Raw genomic sequence first — 20,218 nt, forward strand, 5'->3', positions numbered from 1 at the left:
GGGCGGGTTGGGCGAACTCGGTGCGGTCGAGCGCCACGGGATCATCGCGCAGCACGTCGCGGATCGGACGGTCGAGGTGCCGGTCCAGCCGGTCGCAGACCGCGTCGAACGACTCGGCGTACGCGCCGAACGCGTCGTACAGCGCGAGGCCCATGCCGGCGCGCTGGCTGCCCTGACCGGTGAACAGGTAGGCGAGCCCGTCGTCCCCGCCGGCCGGTACGCCCCGGACGAGTCGCGCGGAGGGCCTGTCGTCGGCGAGGGCGTCGAGCCCGCGGAGCAGTTCGTCGCGGTCGGCGGCCACGACGACGGCGCGATGGTCGAGCGCGGCCCTGGTGGTGGCCAGCGAGTACGCCACGTCGACGTCGGCGACGGCCGGCTCGGCGCGCAGCGCGACGCGCAACCGGTCGGCCTGCGCCCGCAGCGCCGCACCGCTCTGCCCGGCGAGGGGGAACGGCAGCGCCGCCGGCGCCGACCGGGAAGAGGCCTCAGGGACCTCCACGTCGGCCGGTGGCGCTTCCAGGACGGCGTGGGCGTTGGTGCCGCTGATGCCGAACGCGGAGATGCCGAACCGGCGCGGCTCCCCGTCGCGCGGCTGCCACGGCGTCGGCTCGGTGAGCAGCCGTACCGCGCCGGCGGACCAGTCCACGTGCGGCGTCGGCGCGTCCACGTGCAGCGTCGGCGGCAGGACGCCGTGTCGCAGCGCCTCCACCATCTTGATCAGGCCCGCCACGCCGGCCGCCGCCTGGGTGTGGCCGAGGTTCGACTTGACCGATCCGAGCCAGAGCGGGCGTTCCCGATCCTGCCCGTACGTCGCCAGCAGAGCCTGCGCCTCGATCGGGTCGCCGAGTGTGGTGCCGGTGCCGTGTGCCTCCACGGCGTCGACCTGGCCGGCGCTCAGGCCGGCGTCGGCCAGCGCCTGCCGGATGACGCGCTGCTGCGCGGGGCCGTTCGGGGCGGTCAGGCCGTTGCTGGCGCCGTCGGAGTTGACAGCGCTGCCGCGCAGCACGGCGAGCACCGGGTGCCCGTGCCGGCGCGCGTCGGAGAGTCGTTCGAGCAGCACCAGGCCCGCGCCCTCGCCCCAGCCCGTCCCGTCCGCGCCGGCCGCGAACGGCTTGCAGCGGCCGTCCGGGGCGAGGCCGCGTTGGCGGCTGAACTCGACGAACAGCGCCGGGGTCGACATGACGGTGACCGCGCCGGCGAGCGCGAGGTCGCATTCGCCCCGGCGCAGCGCCTGCGCGGCCAGGTGCACCGCGACGAGAGCGGACGAGCAGGCGGTGTCGACGGTGAGGGCGGGGCCCTCGAGCCCGAGGGCGTACGCGATGCGGCCGGAGAAGACGCTCGCCGCGCTGCCGGTGACCAGGTAGCCCTCACCGCCGCTCGCGGCCTCGGTGCCGGCGAGCACCGTCGGGTAGTCCTGGCCGTTGGTGCCCGCGAACACGCCGGTCCGGCTGCCGCGCAGCGTCGACGGGTCGATGCCGGCCCGCTCGGTCGCCTCCCAGGCGAGTTCCAGCAGCAGGCGTTGCTGCGGGTCCATGGCCAGCGCCTCGCGTGGGCTGATCGAGAAGAACGCCGCGTCGAATCCCGCCGCGTCGCGCAGGAACGCGCCCTCGCGGGCGTACGAGGTGCCCCGGTGTGCCGGGTCCGGGTCGTACAGGTCGTCGCGCCAGCCCCGGTCGTCGGGGAACGCGCCGACGGTGTCGTCGCCGGCGAGCACCGTACGCCAGAGGTCCTCGGGGTTGTCGATGTCGCCCGGGAAGCGGCAGCTCGCCGCCACCAGCACCACCGGATCGCCGTCGTGGCCGCCGGTCTGCGTCACGACGGCGGCCGGGGCGGCGTCGCCGAACAGCTCGCCGTGCAGCCGGTTCGCCAGCGCGCGGGGCGTCGGCTCGTCGAAGACGACGGTGACGGGCAGCCGCAGCCCGGTGGCCGCACCGAGCCGGTTGCGGATCTCCACGCCGGTGAGCGAGTCGAAGCCGAGGTCCTTGAACGAGCGGTCGGCGCGGACCTGGTCCGGCCCGGTGTGCCCGAGCGTGGCCGCCACGTGCCCGCGGACCAGGTCGAGCAGCGCGCGCCGGCGGTCCGGGGCGGCGACGGCGGTGAGCGGGGCCGGCTGCGCCCGGCGGGCCTCGGCGGCGCGGATGACGCGCACCTCGGGCACGGCGTGCAGCAGCGGCCGGACCCGGGAGGCGGTGAACGCCAGGTACAACCGGTCCCACTCGACGTCCACCACGGCGACCGAGGGGACGCCGGCCTCGACCGCCCGGCGCATGCCCTCCAGGGCGGTCTCCGGCGGCATCTGCGGCAGGCCGTGCCGGCGCAGCAGGTCCTCCACCCCGGCCTGGGCGGCCATCCCGCCGCCGGCCCAGGCGCCCCAGGCGATCGACGTGGCCGGCAGGCCGGCGGCGCGCCGACGCTCGGCGAGGGCGTCGAGGAAGGCGTTGCCGGGGGCGTAACCGGCCTGCCCGGGTACGCCGAGCGTGCCGGCGATCGAGGAGAACAGCACGAACGCCTGGAGGTCGAGGTGCCGGGTGAGGTCGTCGAGGTGGACGGCGGCGGTGGCCTTCGCGGCCAGCGCGGTGCCGAGCTGGTCCGGGCGCAGCTCCCGCACCGTGGCGTCGTCCAGCGCGGCGGCGGTGTGCACCACTGCGGTGGGCGGGTGCGCGGCGACGATCGCGGCGAGCCGCTCGCGGTCGGCGACGTCGCAGGACAGCACAGTGACCTGGGCGCCGAGCGCGGCGAGGTCGGACCGGAGCTGGTCGACGCCGGGCGCGTCCGGTCCCCGACGGCTGAGCAGCACCAGGTGCGCGGCGCCGTGCCGGGCGGCCCAGCGGGCGACGTGCGCGCCGAGCGCGCCGGTGCCGCCGGTGACCAGCACGGTGCCGGACGGTTGCCAGGGCGTGCGCGGGGTGGGGTCGGCGGGCTCGGGCACCAGCCGACGCAGCAGGACGGCGTGCGGGCGGATCGCTACCTGGTCCTCGCCGTCGCGACCGGTCAGCACCGCGGCGAGCCGGTCGCCGGCCGGGGCGTCGATCTCGTCGGGCAGGTCGACGAGGCCACCCCAGCGGTCGCCGTGCTCCAGGCCGACGACCCGGCCCAGACCCCAGATCATGGACTGGACCGGCGCGTCGAGGGGGTCGCCGGTGCCGGTGGACACCGCGGAGCGGGTGGCCAGCCAGAGCGGGGCGCCGATCTCGGTGACGCCGAGCGCCTGGGTCAGCGCCAGCGTGGCGGCCAGGCCGTTGGGCACGTCCGGGTGCGCCGGGTGCGGGCTCTCGTCGTACCCCAGGAGGGAGAGCACCCCGGCGATCGGCCCGGCGGCGGCGGCCTCGCGCAGGCCGGCGATGAGGTCGTCGCCGGCGGCGACGGCGAGGTGCCGGATCGCGGCGCCGTGCCGGGTCAGCGTCGGCGTGAGGTCGGGGTGCGGCGCGTCGGTGGGGGTGACGAGCAGCCAGGTGCCGCGCAGCGCGGCGTCCGGCAGTGTGGTCGGGTGCCAGGCGATCCGGTACCGCCCGGGGCCGCCGGTGGCCGGGGCGGCGGGCGCCTCCAGCCAGTGGCGGCGGCGTTGGAAGGGGTACGTGGGCAGCTCGACGGGCACCGGCCGGTGCGGCGCGTAGCGGCGGGCCCAGTCGACAGGTACGCCGGCGGTCCAGGCGCGGGCCAGGGCGGTGTCCAGGTCGTGCTGGTCGCGGCGCAGGGTGCCGAGGGTGAGGCCGAGTACGGGGTGTGGGCTGACCTCGATGAGTGTGTCCATCTCCGCGACAGCGTCGGCGAAGCGGACGGTCTGCCGTAGGTTGCGGTACCAGTAGGCGGCATCGAGGCCGGTGGTGTCGAACCGCTCGCCGGTGACCGTGGAATAGAACGGCACCCGCGCGGGCCGCGGCGCGATGTCCGCCAGCGCGGTCAGGATCTCCTCGCGGACGGCCTCGACGTGCGGCGAGTGCGACGCGTAGTCCACGGCGATCCGCCTCGCGCGCGGCTCGGCCGCCAGGAACCGCTGCACCGCGTCGGCGTCACCGGACAGGATCGTCGAGTCCGGACCGTTGAGCGCCGCCACCGACAGCTCACCCGGATCGGGATCGGCGAACGGCACCGACACCATGCCACCCCGACCCGCGATGGTCCGCAACGCCCGACTCCGCAACGCCACCACCCGCGCCGCGTCGTCCAACGACAACGCGCCCGCCACGTACGCGGCGGCGATCTCCCCCTGCGAGTGCCCAACGACCGCCGACGGCTCGACGCCATAGGAGCGCCACAACGCAGCGAGGGACACCATCACCGCGAACAACGCGGGCTGCACCACGTCCACCCGATCCAGCGGCCCCGCCAGCACCTCCCGCAACGACCACCCCGTGTGCGGACGCAACGCCTCCGCACACGCCTCCATCGACGCGGCGAACACCGGCGCGGTATCCCACAGCTCCAGACCCATGCCGGTCCACTGCGAACCCTGACCCGGGAAGACGAAGACCGGTCGTGCCACCGCCTCCGCGGTGCCGTGGACCAGGCCCGGGTGCTCCCGTCCGGCGATCAGCGCGGCCAGGGCATCGTCGTCCGCGACGACAGCGCGGTGCGCGAACGCGGTCCGGGCCGCCAGCGCCGCACCGACGTCGACAGGTCGGTGACCGGTCACCGACCGCAGCCGTACGGCCTGGTCGCGCAGCGCCTCCGCGGAGTGTCCGGAGAGGACCCACGGCACCTGCGGCCCCGGGTCGTCGGGGGCGACGGTGTCCGGCTCGACCCCCTCGACGATGACGTGCGCGTTGGTGCCGCTCACCCCGAACGACGACACGCCGGCCCGGCGTGGGCGCTCCCGCGCCGGCCACGGCTCGGCCCGCTCCAGCAGCGACACGGTGCCGGCGGACCAGTCCACGTGCGGGCTGGGCGCGTCCACGTGCAGGGTGCGGGGCAGCATGCCGTGCCGCATCGCGAGCACCATCTTGATCACCCCGGCGACGCCGGAGGCGGCCTGGGTGTGCCCGATGTTCGACTTCACCGAGCCGAGCCGCAGCGGACGCGCGCGACGCTCGCCGTACGCGGCGATCACCGCCTGCGCCTCGATCGGGTCGCCGAGGGTGGTGCCGGTGCCGTGCGCCTCCACCGCGTCCACGTCCGCCGGCGTCAACCCGGCCGCGTCCAGGGCGGCCCGGATGACCCGCTGCTGGGCCGGCCCGCTCGGCGCGCTCAACCCGTTCGACGCGCCGTCCTGATTGACCGCCGAGCCGCGTAGCACCGCCAGCACCGGGTGCCCGAGCCGGCGCGCGTCGCTCAGCCGCTCCAGCAGCAGCACGCCGGCGCCCTCGGACCATCCCGTCCCGTCGGCCGCCGCCGCGAACGGCTTGCACCGACCGTCGGCGGAGAGCCCGCCCTGGCGGCTGAACTCCACGAACGTGGTCGGGGTGGCCATCACCGCGACGCCACCGGCCAGCGCCATCGCGCACTCGCCGCGCCGCAGCGACTCCGCCGCCAGGTGCAGCGCCACCAGCGACGACGAACAGGCGGTGTCGACGGTGACGGCCGGACCCTGGAAACCGAAGGTGTACGCGACCCGCCCGGACAGCACGCTGCCGGTGTTGCCGGTCAGCAGGTGCCCCTCGTAGCCCTCCGGCGCGGTGGCGAACCGGCCGGCGTAGTCGTGGTACATGGCACCGGCGAACACCCCGACCTGCTGGCCGTGCAGCGCACGGGGGTCGAGGCCGGCCCGTTCGAAGGTCTCCCAGGAGATCTCCAGCAGCAGCCGTTGCTGCGGGTCCATCGCTGTCGCCTCACGCGGGCTGATGCCGAAGAACTCGGCGTCGAAGTCGGCGACGTCGTACAGGAAACCGCCGTGCCGGGTGTACGAGTGCCCGGCGCGTGCCGGGTCCGGGTCGTAGAGGCGTTCGTCCCAGCCGCGATCGGCGGGGAACACGGAGATGGCGTCGGTCTCGGTGGCGACGAGCCGCCACAGGTCCTCGGGCGAGCGCACGTCGCCGGGGTAGCGGCAACCCATGGCGACGATGGCGATCGGCTCGTCGACGGCCCGGTCGGCGACGGGGGCGGCGACGACGGCAGCCCTGCCGGCGAGCAGGCCGTCGAGGTGGCCGGCGAGCGCGGAGACCGTGGGGTGGTCGAAGACCAGCGTCGCGGGCAGTCGCAGGCCGACGGCGGCGGCGAGCTGGTTGCGCAGTTCCAGGGCGGTGAGCGATTCGAACCCGAGCGCCTTGAACGGGCGGTCCTCGTCGATCGGGTGGTCGGCAGGGTGCCCGAGGACGGTGGCGACGGCCCGCCGTACGACAGCGCGCAGGGCGTCGCCACGCTCGGCGACCGGCAGGTGACGCAGCCGCCGGGACGGGCGGGACGTCGGCGCGGCGCGGTCCAGGCGGGCCGGTACGGCCACCGCGACGTCCAGGGCGCAGGCCCGGTCGAGCAGGTCCAGGCCCTCCTCGGTGTCGAGCGGCAGCAGGCCGTTGCGGGCCAGCCGACGCCTGTCCACGTCGCTCAGGTCGCCGGTCATCCCGCTGCGCTCGGCCCACAGGCCCCAGGCAAGCGACAGCGCGGGCCGTCCGGCGGCACGCCGGTGCTGGGCGAGGGCGTCGAGGAACGTGTTCGCCGCCGCGTACCCGGCCTGGCCGGGGCCGCCGATGACGCCGAGCACCGAGGAGAACAGCCAGAAGGCCCGCAGGTCCGCGTCGGTGGTCAGCTCGTGCAGGTGGACCGCGGCGTCGAGCTTGGGCCGCAGTACCGTCGCGACCCGTTCCGGGGTGAGCGACCCGATCACCCCGTCGTCGAGGACGCCGGCCAGGTGCACGACAGCGGTCAGCGGGTGGTCGGCCGGGATGGTGGCCACCGCCGCGGCGAGGGCGTCCCGGTCGCTGACGTCGCAGGCGACGAACCGGGCATCCGCACCGAGGTCGGCGAGTTCGCCGGCCAGGTCGGCGACGTATCCGCGCCGGCTGAGCAGCAGCAGGTGGCGGACACCACGGGTGGTCACCAGGTGCCGGGCGACAAGCCGGCCGAGGGTGCCGGTCGCGCCGGTGATCAGGACGGTGCCGTCCGGATCGAGGGCGGGCGGCGTCGCATCCACCGGCGGCATCGCCGGCACGAGCCGCGGCACGTACGCGGCGCCGGCGCGGACTGCCACCTGCGGCTCGCCGGGCGGCAACGCGGCCGGCAGGTCCGCGCCGGGTTCCAGGTCGAGCAGCACGAACCGGTCCGGGTTCTCGCTCTGCGCGGACCGGATGAGGCCCCACACCCCGGCGGCGGCCAGCCCGGACACGGCGTCCGCGTCGGTGACGGCCACCGCGCCGCGCGTGACGACCACCAGCGGGCCGCCGTCGCCGGCCAGGTGTTCCTGCGCGAGCCGCAGCGCGTCCACGACGGCGGCGTGGGCGGCGGTGGCCAGGTCCGCGCCGGCCGGCCTGTCGACCGCCACGACCTTCGTTCCGGGTACGCCGTCCGGCGGCAGCGGCACAGCGGTCCACTCGATCCGGTGCAGCGCGTTGGTGACCGCGCCGAGTTGGGCGGGGGTGACCGGGCGGGCGCGCATCGCCGCGACTGTCAGCACCGGTTCGCCGTCGTCGTCGAAGAACGTCAGCCCCACCGCGTCCGGTCCCGCCGGCGTGACGCGTACGCGTAGGCCGTGGGTGGGCGTGGCCGCGTGTCGGGTCACCCCGGTCCAGGTGAACGGGAGCCAGGTGCGCCCGGCGAGCGAAAACGGGCCGAGCCCGAGCGCGTGCAGGGCGCCGTCGAGCAGCGCGGACGTCGCGGCAGCGGTGTCGGCGGCGGACTCGACAGCGGCGTACAGCTCGTCGCCGTGCCGCCACACCGCCCGCAGCGTCCGGAACGCCGGTCCGTAGTCGAACCCGTCGTCGGCCAGGTCGTCGTACCGCCCGTCCAGGTCGACGGCGACGGCGCCCGGGGGCGGCCACGCGGCGAGCGGTGCCGGCGGCGGGTCGGCGGGGCCGGTTGCGACGCTGCCCTGGGCGTGTCGGGTCCACGGCTCGTCGGCACCGGCGCGGGAGTGCACCTCCAGCGAGCGCCGGCCGTCCGCGTCGGCGGCGGCAACGGCGACCTGGACCTGCACCGGGACGCCGGGCGGCAGGCGCAGCGGCGCTTCGAGGGCCAGCTCGGCGACGGTGTCTCCGCCGGCGGCGTGCACTGCGAGTTCGAGCAGCGCGGTGCCGGGCAACAGGACGGTGCCCAGGACGGCGTGGTCGGCGAGCCACCGGTGGTCGTCGGTGCGGAGCCGGGCGGTGCAGAGGCGTCCGCCGCCGGGCAGGTCGATCACCGCGTCGAGCAGCGGATGGCCGGTGTCCGGGTTGCCGCCGCGGCGCCGGGTCGACCAGTAGCGCCGCCGCTGGAACGGGTAGGTGGGCAGCTCGACGCGGCGCGGGCGGTGTGGCGCGTACACGGTGGCCCAGTCGACCGGCGCGCCGTGGGTCCAGGCGCGGGCCAGGGCGGTGCGCATGTCGTGCTGGTCGCGGCGCAGGGTGCCGAGGGTGAGGCCGAGTACGGGGTGCGGGCTGACCTCGACCAGCATCCCGGGCAGCGCGGTGGTCGCGTCGGCGAACCGGACGGTCTGCCGCAGGTTGCGGTACCAGTAGGCGGCGTCGAGGCCGGTGGTGTCGAACCGCTCGCCGGTGACCGTGGAACAGAACGGCACCCGCGCGGGCCGCGGCGCGATGTCCGCCAGCGCGGTCAGGATCTCCTCGCGGACGGCCTCGACGTGCGGCGAGTGCGACGCGTAGTCCACGGCGATCCGCCTCGCGCGCGGCTCGGCCGCCAGGAACCGCTGCACCGCGTCGGCGTCACCGGACAGGATCGTCGAGTCCGGGCCGTTGATGGCCGCGACGGACAGCTCACCCGGATCGGGATCGGCGAACGGCACCGACACCATGCCACCCCGACCCGCGATGGCCCGCAACGCCCGACTCCGCAACGCCACCACCCGCGCCGCGTCATCCAACGACAACGCGCCCGCCACGTACGCCGCGGCGATCTCCCCCTGCGAATGCCCCACCACCGCCGACGGCTCGACGCCATAGGACCGCCACAACGCGGCCAGCGACACCATCACCGCGAACAACGCGGGCTGCACCACGTCCACCCGATCCAGCGGCCCCGCCAACACCTCCCGCAACGACCAACCCGTGTACGGCTTCAGCGCCTCCGCACACGCCTCCATCGACGCGGCGAACACCGGCGCGGTATCCCACAACTGAAGGCCCATCCCGGTCCACTGCGAACCCTGACCCGGGAACACGAACACCACCCGGCCGTCACCGGCGCGCTGGATCACGTCCTGGCCGACGACGGCGCGGTAGTCCAGCGCGGTACGGCCGACCGCCAGGGCGTGCGCGACGTCCACCCGCCGTAGTCCGGCGGGCACCGCGCCCAGGTCGTCGATCCGCGCGGCCACCGCCTGCGGGCTCGCGCCGGAGACGATCCACGGCGCGTCGAGATCCGTGGCCGAAGCGGCGTCGTTCGGATCGGTGTCGCCCGGCACGGCGTCGCCCGGCACGGCGTCGCCCGGCACGGTCGGGGCGGCTTCGATGATGACGTGGGCGTTGGTGCCGCTGATGCCGAACGACGACACCCCGGCGCGCCTCGGCCCCTCCCACGGCACCTCGCGGGTCAGCAGCGACACCGCGCCGGCGGTCCAGTCGACGTGCGGGGTGGGAGCGTCGACGTGCAAGGTGCGCGGCAGCACGCCGTGCCGCATCGCGAGCACCATCTTGATCACCCCGGCGACGCCGGCTGCCGCCTGCGTGTGCCCGATGTTCGACTTGAGCGACCCCAGCCACAGCGGCCGGTCCCGCCCCTGCCCGTACGCGGCGATCAGCGCCCGCGCCTCGATCGGGTCGCCCAGGGTGGTGCCGGTGCCGTGCGCCTCCACCGCGTCCACGTCCGACGCGGACAACCCGGCCGCGTCCAGCGCCGCCCGGATCACCCGCTGCTGGGCCGCGCCGTTGGGGGCGCTGAGCCCGTTGGACGCGCCGTCGGAGTTCACCGCCGAGCCCCGCAGCACCGCCAGCACCGGGTGCCCCCGCCGCCGCGCGTCGCTCAACCGCTCCAGCAGCAGCACACCGGCGCCCTCGGACCAGCCGGTCCCGTCGGCCGCCGCCGCGAACGGCTTACACCGACCGTCACCGGCCAGCCCACCCTGGCGGGCGAACTCCACGAACATCCCGGGCGTCGCCATCACCGCCGCGCCACCGGCCAGCGCGCTCGCGCACTCGCCGCGCCGCAGCGACTCGGCCGCCAGGTGCAGCGCCACCAGCGACGACGAGCAGGCGGTGTCCACCGTCAGCGCGGGCCCGTGCAGGCCGAGCGCGTACGCCACCCGGCCGGACGCCACACTGGGCGTGGTGCCGGTCAGCCGGTGCCCCTCGGTGCCCTCGGCCGGCTCGTCGAGCGCCGGCCCGTAACCGAGCGGGCTCAGGCCGAAGAACACCCCGGCGTCGCGGTCCGGGCGTGTCCCGGCGCGTTCGAACACCTCCCAGGACAGTTCGAGGAGCAGGCGTTGCTGCGGGTCCATCGCGACGGCCTCGCGGGGGCTGATGCCGAACAGCTCGGCGTCGAACCCGGCCGCGTCGACGAAGCCGCCCCGGCCCTCCCCCGGCCAGCCCCGGTCGGTGGGAAAGTCCCCGATGGCGTCGACACCGTCGGCGACCAGTCGCCACAGCTCGTCCGGCGCGGTCACCCCGCCCGGATAGCGGCAGGCCATGGCGACGATCGCGATCGGCTCCCCGTGCGCGGCGACCGGAGGCTCGCTCGCGACGGGTGTCGCGGCGGTCCGGGTCGCGTCCTCCGTCGGCGTGGACGGCTGCCCGTTCGCCGTCGACAGGGCGGCCCGCAGATGGTGGGCCAGGCGCTCCGGCGTGCTGTGGTCGAACAGGTCGGCGCTGGTGAGGGTGACTCCGGTCGCACCGGTCAGCCGGGCCGCCAGGTCGACCAGCAGGAGTGAGCCGAGCCCCAGGTCGTGGAAGGAGTCGCGGGCGCCCGGTTCCGGTACGCCCAGGGCGGCGATCTCGGCGCGGACCAGGTCCAGCGGGTCGCCGTCGAATCGCGCCTCGGGCGTCGGCGTGCCCGTGGTGGTGGGCTTCTCCCCGAGCCAGTACCGCTGCCGCTGGAAGGCGTAGGTGGGCAGGGAGACCCGCCGGGGTCGGTACGGCCGGAAGTAGGTGACCCAGTCGACGTCCTGTCCGGCGCAGTGCAGCGTGGCGAGCGCGGTGGTGACCGCCGTGCTGTCGTCGGTGTCGCGGCGCAGCAGCGGTACGACGGTGGCGTCCCGCCCGGCGAGGCACTCCCGGGCCATCGCGCTGAGGACGCCGTCCGGGCCGAGTTCGAGCAGGCGCGTGACGCCCGCGTCGTGCAGGGCGGCGACGCCGTCGGCGAAGCGCACGGTGTGCCGGGCCTGCCGCACCCAGTGGTCGGCGGTGAACGCGGTCACCACGGTGCCGGTGACGTTGGAGACGATCGGGATGACCGGCGGCGTGTAGGACAGCCTCCGCGCCACGTCGGCGAACCGCTCCAGCATCGACTCCAGCAGCGCGGAGTGGAACGCGTGGCTGACCGACAGGTCGCGGGTGCGGCGTCCGCGCTCGCGCAGCCGCGCCGCGACGCGGCCCACAGCAGCCCGGTCACCGGAGATGACGACGGCGCTGGGCCCGTTGACAGCGGCGAGCGCCACCCGACCGTCCTCCGCGCCGAGGAGGGCGGTGACCTCCTCCTCGGTGGCCTGTACGGCGGTCATGACGCCGCCGGTGGGCAGCTCCCCCATCAGCCGGCCGCGCGCCTCGACGAGCGTGGCGGCGTCGTCGAGGGTGAGCACGCCGGCGACGTGAGCGGCGGCGATCTCGCCGACCGAGTGGCCGAGCAGCAGGTCCGGGCGCAGCCCCCAGGACTCGGCGAGGTGGTACAGGGCCACCTCGACGGCGAACAGGGCCGGCTGGGTGACCTCGGTGCGGTCCAGCCGGGACGCCTCAGGCGCGGCGAAGATCTCGTCGCGCAGCGACCCGCCGGTGCGCGCGTCGAAGCGGGCGCAGACGTCGTCGAGGGCTGCGGCGTACACCGGGAACTCGTCGTACAGGCCGGCGGTCATGCCCGGTCGTTGCGCACCCTGCCCGGTGAAGAGGAAGGCCAGGTCTCCGCCGGAGGCGGTGCCGCGCCACACGCCGGGCGCCGTCGTACCGTCGGCCAGCGCGGTGAGCCCGGCGGTCATGGTGGGCCGGTCGGACCCGACGACGGCGGCCCGCTCCGGGAATGCCGTCCGGGTCACGGCGAGGCCGTGCCCCACGTCGGCGAGCCTCGCCTCCGGGTCCCGCTCCAGCCGGGACAGCAGGGACCGCGCCTGGTCCCGCAACGCCCCCGGGGTACGCGCGGAGAGCAGCCACGGCGCGATGCTCATGGACGGCAGGGCGTCGTCCGGCTCGGCGGTCGTCGACGGACCGGGCCCGACGAGCACGTGGCAGTTCGTGCCGCCGATGCCGAACGAGCTGACGCCGGCCAGGAACGGCCGCTGCCAGCCGGTGCGCTCGGTGACCACCCGCAGGTTGCGTGCGGCCAGCGGGGCGTCCGGCCTTTCGGCGGTGAAGTGGAGGCTGGGTGGCAGCTCGTCGTGCCGTATCGACAGCACCACCTTGAGCAGGCCGGCGATGCCGGCGGCGGCCTCCAGGTGACCGACGTTCGTCTTGACCGAGCCGACCAGCAGCGGCGACCCGGTGGACCGGCCGGCGGCGACGGCGGCCAACGCGGCCGCCTCGACCGGATCGCCCCGGCGGGTGCCGGTGCCGTGCAGCTCGACGTAGCCCAGCTCGGTCGGCTCGACTCCCGCCTGGGCGCAGGCGAGGCGGATGACCTCCTCCTGGGCCCGCGCCTCGGGGACGGTGAGCCCCGGCCCGCCGCCGTCGTTGTTGACAGCGCTGCCCCGGATGACGGCGCTCACCACGTCGCCGTCGGCGAGGGCGGCGGCGAGCGGCTTGAGCACCACCATCGCCCCGCCCTCGGCCCGGACGAAGCCGTTGGCGTCGGCGTCGAAGGCGCGGGAACGGCCGTCCGGCGACAGCGCGCCGGTGCGGGCCACGATGAGCGCGTTCTCGACGGTCACTGTCAGGTTGACACCGCCGGCCACCGCGACTGTCGACTCGCCCCGGCGCAGGCTCTCGCAGGCGAGGTGGACGGCGACGAGCGACGACGACTGTCCGGTGTCGACGACCATGCTGGGCCCGCGCAGTCCCAGGGCGTACGAGAGGCGATTGGCGATCATCGCGCGCTGCTGGCCGGTGAACGAGTGCGCGGTGATCGCGCCCCGGCCCTGGCGGTCGAGCAGCAGGGCGTAGTCGTTGCCGGTCGCGCCGAGGAAGACGCCGGTGTGCCCGGCTTCCAGGCGGGTGGGCACCAGGCCGGCGTCCTCCAGCGCCTCCCAGCCCAGCTCCAGGGCCAGCCGCTGCTGCGGGTCCATCGCCGTGGCCTCGTGCGCCGAGATGCCGAAGAACGCCGGGTCGAAGTGGTCGACCCGGTCCAGGAAGCCGCCGAAGCCGACCCCCCAGCCGTGCTCCGTCCAGCGGTCGGCCGGGGTGCGGTCGACAGCGCTGCGCCCGGCGGTGAGCAGACGCCACAGGGAATCGGGATCGGGCGCCTGCGGCAATCGGCAGGACGCCCCGATCACGGCGATTTCCATTGCGGAATTCATAGCGCGCGCTCAACTCTCCCGGCTCCGGGGTCGCGTCGATGTCACGCACCGTCGACCGACCTGGAGACGCATTGTCGCGAGTCTTTCGCGACCGGGAGAACCGAGTTCGAAAAATTACTCGCCTGGAGCGCCGCTGGTCAATTCATTTGTGTCCCTACCAATCCTGCGGGCCGCCCGCAAGCGCGCATCGAGAACCTCTATGCGCCATCCTGCGTTCCGGTGAGCCGTTCCAGCACCCGCAGCACACCGAGCGCGCCGTCCTCCCGCGCCAGGTGTCCGGCCACGTCGGCCGCGCGGCGGCGGTAGTCCGGCTTCGCGGTCGCCTCGGTGAGCGCCGCGGCCAGCCGGCCCGCGTCGAGCTTGCGGAACGGGATCGCCGTCGGCGCGACGCCCAGCCGTTCGAGCCGCTGCGCCCAGAACGGCTGGTCCACCATGAACGGCACCGGGACCGTGGGCACCCCGGCGCGCAGCCCGGCGCCGGCGGTCCCCGCTCCGGCGTGGTGCACCACCGCGGCCATCCGCGGGAACAGCCAGTCGTGCGGCACCTCGGAGACGGTGAAGATGTCGTCGCCGGCCGCCCGCAGACCGGCCCAACCGCTGTTCACCACCGCCCGCAGCCGGCTGGTCCGCAGCGCCTCGACGATCATCGCGGAGAGCGCGTCGGAGTCCTCGGCGGGCATGCTGCCGAATCCGATGTAGACCGGTGCGGGGCCGGCCGCGATGAAGTCGACAAGCTCGGCGTCGGGCTTGGCGTCCGGGTCGGGCGCCGGCCACCAGTAGCCCACGGTGTGGTTCCACTCCGGCCAGTCGGCGGGCTGTGGGACGACCACCGGGCTGTAGCCGTAACAGATCGGCCAGCGGTTCGCGTCGAGCTGGGCGAGCCAGGCGTCCGGCTTGAGCACCGGCAGGTCCAGTTCGGTGCGCAACCTGTCGACGACCGCGCGGAACGGCTTCTGCCCCACGCTGCGCAGCGACGCCGCCGCCTTGCGGTTGCCCCAACCGCCGAGCGAACGGGTGGTGACCGTCGGCGGCGGGAACTCCCGGGTCGGGGTCATCGGTTGCAGGTAGACCCCCATGCTCGGCAGACGGAGCCCCTCGGCGACGTGACCGCCGATCCACCCGGCCGGCGAGAGGAGCACGACGTCGGCCTGCCGCGCCGCCGCGAGCATCGCGTCCGCCATCGGGCGGGCATGCTCGGCCACCACCTTGTTGATCGCGAGCGTCACCTGGAGCGGACTGCTGGTGCCGCTCGCCACCAGCCGGGACGTCATCTCCTCCTGGGTGTCCAGCGGCAGCGCGTGGAATCCGAGCCCACGGCTGCGCACCAGCTTCTCGAAGAGCACGTGGGTCGCGATGGTGACCTCGTGGCCGGCCTCCCGCAGTCGCACGGCCAGGCCGGTGTACGGCGCGACGTCGCCGCGACTGCCGACTGCCATGATCACTATGCGCATCGGTCACTCCCAACGTTCTTCCCGCCGAAACAGGAACAGGAATTGCCTGAAACGTGCGAGACGGACCTTACCGCTTGCGAAAGGCATCGACCGCCCGGGCAAGCCCGGATCGCATTAGCGTCAGTTCCAACAAATTGCAGTCGACTTGCCGGACGACATCGGCCGCGCTAGACCCTCTCCTTTGGTGCGACCGGGCAGGGCGCAAAGACAGCCGGAACCGGCCGGGTACGCAACTGGTAGGAGATCGCGGCGATCACCAACGCCACACCGTAACCCGCGAACGAGATGGGCTGCGCAAACCCGACCAGCCCCAGGTCACCGTCGCCGTCCCCCCAGGACACCAGGCCGGACGCGAGCAGCAGCACGAAGACGGCGCTGCCCAGCCCGTACAGCACGAAGGTCGGGGCGATCAGCCACACGGGCACGATCGGCAGGAAGCGCGGCACGCGTCTGCCGGCCAAGGGCGGCGCCCACCAGGGAAAGACCTGACCCCATGGACTGACCAGGCCGAGCAGGAGGAAGATCGCCAGACCGATGGCGGCCCAGAAGGCTACCGCCGCGATGAGCTGCGGCTCGTACCCACCGGGCTCGATGCCCTGCACACCGAGCGCCCCGAGGGTGTGCAGACCCCCGTAGGGCAGCCAGGCGAGGCACCCCAGGTACGCGATCAGTTGCACCCGCCGCGACGCCGGGCGCGGATCCGGTGGCTCGGTGGCCACCGTCACCACCGCGTGCACGTGCCCGCAGCGGGCGCACAGCGTGGTCCGCCGCCAGGCGAGCGCCGTCGCCACGAAGAGCGCCCCGACGGCCGTCAGCGCGAGTCGCTCCCCGAACTGCAACCAGCCGGAATTGCCGTCGCGGTCGGTGATGGTGCCCTCCACGACGAGCTGGCTGAGGTCGAGAAGCAACCAACAACTGCCGGCCAGGCACAGCCCGGCGACGGTCCACACCACGACGGAGACGAGGCGGTGCGGTAGCCGCAGGCCCCACGGGCGGACGGTCGCGACAGCGAAGACGGCACCCACCAGCAGCACGACCGCGCCGGGGATCGCGACGCCGGGCAACCCGGCGAGAGCGTGCTGCCCGGCGAGGGCGCCGATCGCGACGGCGCCAGCGAGCGTTCCGGACACCGCTGTCGCGGCGAACGGGGCCCACCGGGGCCATTGCTGACGCGGGCTGAGCGGCGTCGCATCGCTCCGGGGCAACACATCTTCCACCATAGATCCGATCCTGCCGACGCGGGCTGTGAGCGAGCTGAGAAGCGGCATGGATGAGAGTTTTCTCATCAGGACGGTGTCGTACGCGACAAGAAGCGCGCCCTCGTCCAGAATGCCGCCCGCTTGTGGTCGGTCGCGACGCGCGTGAGCCGCACGATCGAAAGATTTGATCTCGGAGGCCCGGACAACTCGCCCAATGCGAGGCTCCTGCTGCCAGCGACCAGCACGCAATGGCGACACACGCGTTGCCCGCGGGCGACCGCAATGAACCCAGCGAATTCCGAGCAGGCCGGTGATGGTGCTCGTTCTACGCGGAATTCGCCGCCGTCGCCGACCCGGCACGAATTGACGGAGGTTGTCGATGAGCGATTCGGTACTCGATTCCGCGGTCTACGGACTCTTCGCGACGCAGGTCCTGCACCTCGCCGACAAGCACGGCGTCCTCGACGCGCTCTCGGCCGAGCAACCCCGCTCCGCGGCGGCCGTGGCCACGGCCGCGGGCGTGGACGCCGAGACCGTCGACCGGTTGCTCACCGTTCTCGCCGCGGTCGGCGTGCTCACCCGCGAGTCGGCCGGCTACCGGATGGTCGCGGCGTACACGCCGTATCTGCAGAGCGGCAGCCCGCAGCACCTGGGAACCTTCCTGAGCTATTTGGTGACGAGCACCGCCGAGAAGATCGGCAAGCTCGACGGGTACCTCGCGAAGGGCAAGGCGGCAGTGGACGCCGACGCCCCCGCGCCGTTCGAGACGATCTACCGGGACGAGGCGTCGACGGCGCACTTCCTGAGCGCGATGTGGCAGCTGACCTACAGCGTCTCGGAGGAGCTGGTGCGGCTCGCCGACCTCTCCGACACGCGACACCTGGTGGACGTCGGCGGCGCGAGCGGCGCCTTCGCCGTACAGGCCCTGGGTGCCAACCCCGGCCTCGCGGTGACCGTGTTCGACCTGCCCGAGGTCGGACCACACCTGCTCCGCACCCGGGACCGACACGGCCTGGGAGATCGGTTGCGGTTCGCCGCCGGTGACTTCTTCCGCGACCCCCTGCCGACGGGCGACTGCCTGCACTTCGGCTACATCCTCTCGGACTGGGACGACGACACCTGCGTGGCGCTGCTGCGCAAGGCGTACGAGGCGTGCGGCGACGGCGGACGGGTGTTGATCTCGGATCGGCTCTTCGACGCCGAGCGCGTCGGACCACTGTCCACGGCCGTGATGAACCTGTCCATGCACATCGAGACCGAGGGACGTCACCGCAGCGCTGACGAGTTCGGCGCACTGCTCACGGCGGCTGGGTTCACGCCCCGTGGCATCCGCCGCACCCGGCAGGACAAGCACCTGATCGTGGGCGAGCGCACGAGCTGAGGCCCGTCCTCGGCGTCGCCAGATCCGCACTCCGACGTTCCGCCTCGCCCCTGGCCCTGCGGCGGCCCGCTGCCGCCCGGCTCTGACCTGCCCGGGAGAAGACGATGGTCCTCAACGATCGCGTACGGCTGTCCGACAGGTGCGCCGAACTGGTGGCAGCACAGCACAAGGCCGGCCGTCTGGCGCTGACCGCCAGCCAGCGCCGCGAATTCGCGGCGCTGCACCGGACCGCGCTGGCCGACCCCGGTGGGTCGGAGGGCGAGGTGCTGTGGCTGCTCACCCGCTCGTTCGACGCCGACGACGAAATTCCCGAGTACTACCGTTACACCGATCTGCACGTCTACGGCTGGTTCCTGGAGGCGTACCCGAAGGACCGGCTGCACGGGGTTCTGCTGTCGCTGCACGCGACAGTGACCCGGTTGCTCGACATCGAGAGGGCCGGCGGTGTCGCGGGCGAGGAGCGTGAGGCGCGCCTGCTCGCCCTCATCGACACGATCGGTGACCTGCCCGTCGACGAGAACGGCCTGGTGCGCGGGGCCGAGGTCGTGGCGACGGCCACACAGGACCCGGAGGCGCGCCGGCGGATGTTCCTCCTCGTGGAGTGCTCCGGTTTCCCGATGTCCGACGATCACCACGAGCACATCTTCCTGCGGGCCGTGCACGCCTGCGAGGTCGCCTTCTTCGCCGTCCGGTGGATCGCCTGTCAGGCGATGACCGCTGTCGAACGCGAACCTCTGGGCGCCGTGCGCTGGGTCGAACTACTCGGTCGCTACGCGCAACTGATCAACCAGATCTTCCACGCCCTGCGCACGCTCACACCCGAGATGTTCCTGACGTTCCGTGACGCGACCGGGGCGGCCAGCGCCGTACAGTCGCTGAACTACCACCTGATGGAACTCGTGCTCTACGGCTACGACTCCCGCAAGGCCGAGGTCTACGAGCGTTTTCCGCACCTGGCCCGACTGCTCAGCACCGAGTCCCGTGAGCAGCGGTGCCTACGGGAGGCGGTACGCGACTCCGGTCTACGCCGGCTACAGGAGACCTACGCGCGCACCGACGCCACCCTGCTCACCTGGCGGGGACGGCACTACGGCTTCGGACGTCGCCACCTCGCGGACATCAAGGGGTCCGGTGGCACCGAGGGAGCGGGCTACCTGAAGCGTTTCGTCCACAAGGATGGTCCCGGCGTCGCGGGCGGGCCGACACCGCCGGCCGGGACCATGTTGGACTTCGTCTACCGCTGAGTGCCGCGGGAGCCGGTCCGGACACGAAGCGACCCCCTCCGGTGCACCTGGAGGGGGTCGCCGCACGATCGGTCGCCCACCGACGTCAGGACGCGGCCTCCATCGCGGCGACGAGGCTCTTGGGGCGCATGTCCGTCCAGTTCTGCTCGACGTACTCGAGACTCACCTGGCGCTTCGCGGGGCCGAACACCTGGTTCCAGCCCGCCGGCACCTCGGCGAACACCGGCCACAGCGAGTGCTGACCCTCATCGTTGACGAGAACAAGGTAGTCGGCCTCGTCGTCCTCGAACGGATTACTCACGCTTACCCTCCTCGGCCGTTCACCGCAGCCGCGGCGAACAGTTATGGCTGACCACGACTCGCCTGATGCTAAGCGGGCCGCACATCCGTCCGCCGCACCGTTTAGAAGAACCGAATAGGTCTCCCCGGCGCGCCGGCGGATGCGGCAGATTCGAACACTCCAGCGATCTTCCCGCGCAATACGAAGGGGTCGAGGTGTACGAAGGAAAACCGGCGTTGGTCTATCCGCGGCGGCGCCCGGAAGCGTCCCGGGTGTTCGTTTGTCTGAGCTTCTGCGGGGGCGGCACCTCGCCCATGCACGCGTGGAGCCGGGCCGTGCCCGACGACGTCGAGGTGGTGCTGGTGTGCTACCCCGGGCGGGAGTCCCGCTACGGGGAGCCGTACGCCGCGGACTGGGAGGAGCTCGCCAGCGAGGTGACCGAGGCGCTGGTGTCCTTCGTGCGCCGCCCGTACGTGCTCGTCGGTCACAGCATGGGCGGTTGGCTCGCCTTCGACGTGGCCGCACGGTTGCAGCGGTCCACCCGCCCGGGGCCGTACGGGCTCGTGGTGTCGGCGTCCGAGCCGCCGTCGGGCTGGGCCGACCAGCAGACCCGCCCCCCGTTCGTCACCGACACCGACGAGCAGCTGTTGGCCTGGATGCGCGACAGCGGTCAACTCTCCCCGGTGGTGCTCGCCGAACCGGACCTGCGCGACATGGCGGTGAGTCTGCTGCGGGCGGACCTGCGGGTGTCCGACAGCTACCGCTACGCGCCCGGCACCGTCCTCGACCTCGACATCAACGTACTCTTCGGGGCGGAGGACCCGGTGGCCGACCGGACGGCCGCGCACGGGTGGCGCGACCTGACACGCGGCCGGTGCCGGGTCACCGAACTGCCGGGCGGCCACTTCTACACGCCGGATGTCTGGGCCACGCTGCCCCGGTACATGACCGTCCCGTCGAGCCCCCGGTGACCCGGGCGGAGGCCGCCGCG

At 73.9% G+C, this 20,218-nt stretch carries 7 protein-coding genes (1 of these 7 running past the window's edge); 3 read left to right on the forward strand and 4 right to left on the reverse strand.

What is annotated here, in order from left to right; genetic code table 11:
• The 3 genes from O7634_RS28910 to O7634_RS28920 all read right to left on the reverse strand — a co-directional run.
• A protein-coding gene (locus tag O7634_RS28910; RefSeq protein WP_278153294.1) for a type I polyketide synthase crosses the window boundary here: on the reverse strand, window positions 1–13,660 show its 5' portion. Its footprint begins 7,499 nt before the window's first position; only the first 13,660 of its 21,159 coding nucleotides appear in the window; it begins with the start codon at window positions 13,658–13,660; the stop codon falls past the left edge of the window.
• A gap of 209 nt (window positions 13,661–13,869) precedes the next feature.
• Window positions 13,870–15,123, reverse strand: coding sequence for a glycosyltransferase (locus O7634_RS28915; protein WP_278153295.1), 1,254 nt, complete (start codon window positions 15,121–15,123; stop codon window positions 13,870–13,872).
• Between the two features lie 167 nt (window positions 15,124–15,290).
• Window positions 15,291–16,343 carry a hypothetical protein gene (locus O7634_RS28920; protein ID WP_278153296.1) on the reverse strand — a complete coding sequence of 351 codons (1,053 nt, stop codon included), beginning with the start codon at window positions 16,341–16,343 and terminating at the stop codon, window positions 15,291–15,293.
• Between the two features lie 358 nt (window positions 16,344–16,701).
• Here O7634_RS28920 and O7634_RS28925 point away from each other — a divergent pair, with 358 nt between their 5' ends.
• The gene (locus O7634_RS28925) at window positions 16,702–17,703 is read left to right on the forward strand and encodes a methyltransferase (protein WP_278153297.1); all 1,002 of its coding nucleotides are present in this window, start codon (window positions 16,702–16,704) and stop codon (window positions 17,701–17,703) included.
• Between the two features lie 104 nt (window positions 17,704–17,807).
• Window positions 17,808–18,947, forward strand: coding sequence for a tryptophan 2,3-dioxygenase family protein (locus O7634_RS28930; protein ID WP_278153298.1), 1,140 nt, complete (start codon window positions 17,808–17,810; stop codon window positions 18,945–18,947).
• Window positions 18,948–19,032: 85 nt separating this feature from the next.
• Here O7634_RS28930 and O7634_RS28935 read toward each other — a convergent pair whose 3' ends face one another.
• Window positions 19,033–19,248, reverse strand: a complete 216-nt coding sequence (locus O7634_RS28935) for an MbtH family protein (protein WP_278153299.1) — start codon at window positions 19,246–19,248, stop codon at window positions 19,033–19,035.
• A 65-nt stretch (window positions 19,249–19,313) separates the two neighbouring features.
• Between O7634_RS28935 and O7634_RS28940 the strand changes: the two genes are divergently transcribed.
• On the forward strand, window positions 19,314–20,198 hold the full coding sequence (locus tag O7634_RS28940; protein WP_278153300.1) for an alpha/beta fold hydrolase: 885 nt from the start codon (window positions 19,314–19,316) through the stop codon (window positions 20,196–20,198).
• The last annotated feature ends 20 nt before the right edge of the window (window positions 20,199–20,218 follow it).

Origin of the sequence: Micromonospora sp. WMMD1120 (assembly GCF_029626235.1) — a bacterium.
Taxonomy (GTDB): domain Bacteria; phylum Actinomycetota; class Actinomycetes; order Mycobacteriales; family Micromonosporaceae; genus Micromonospora.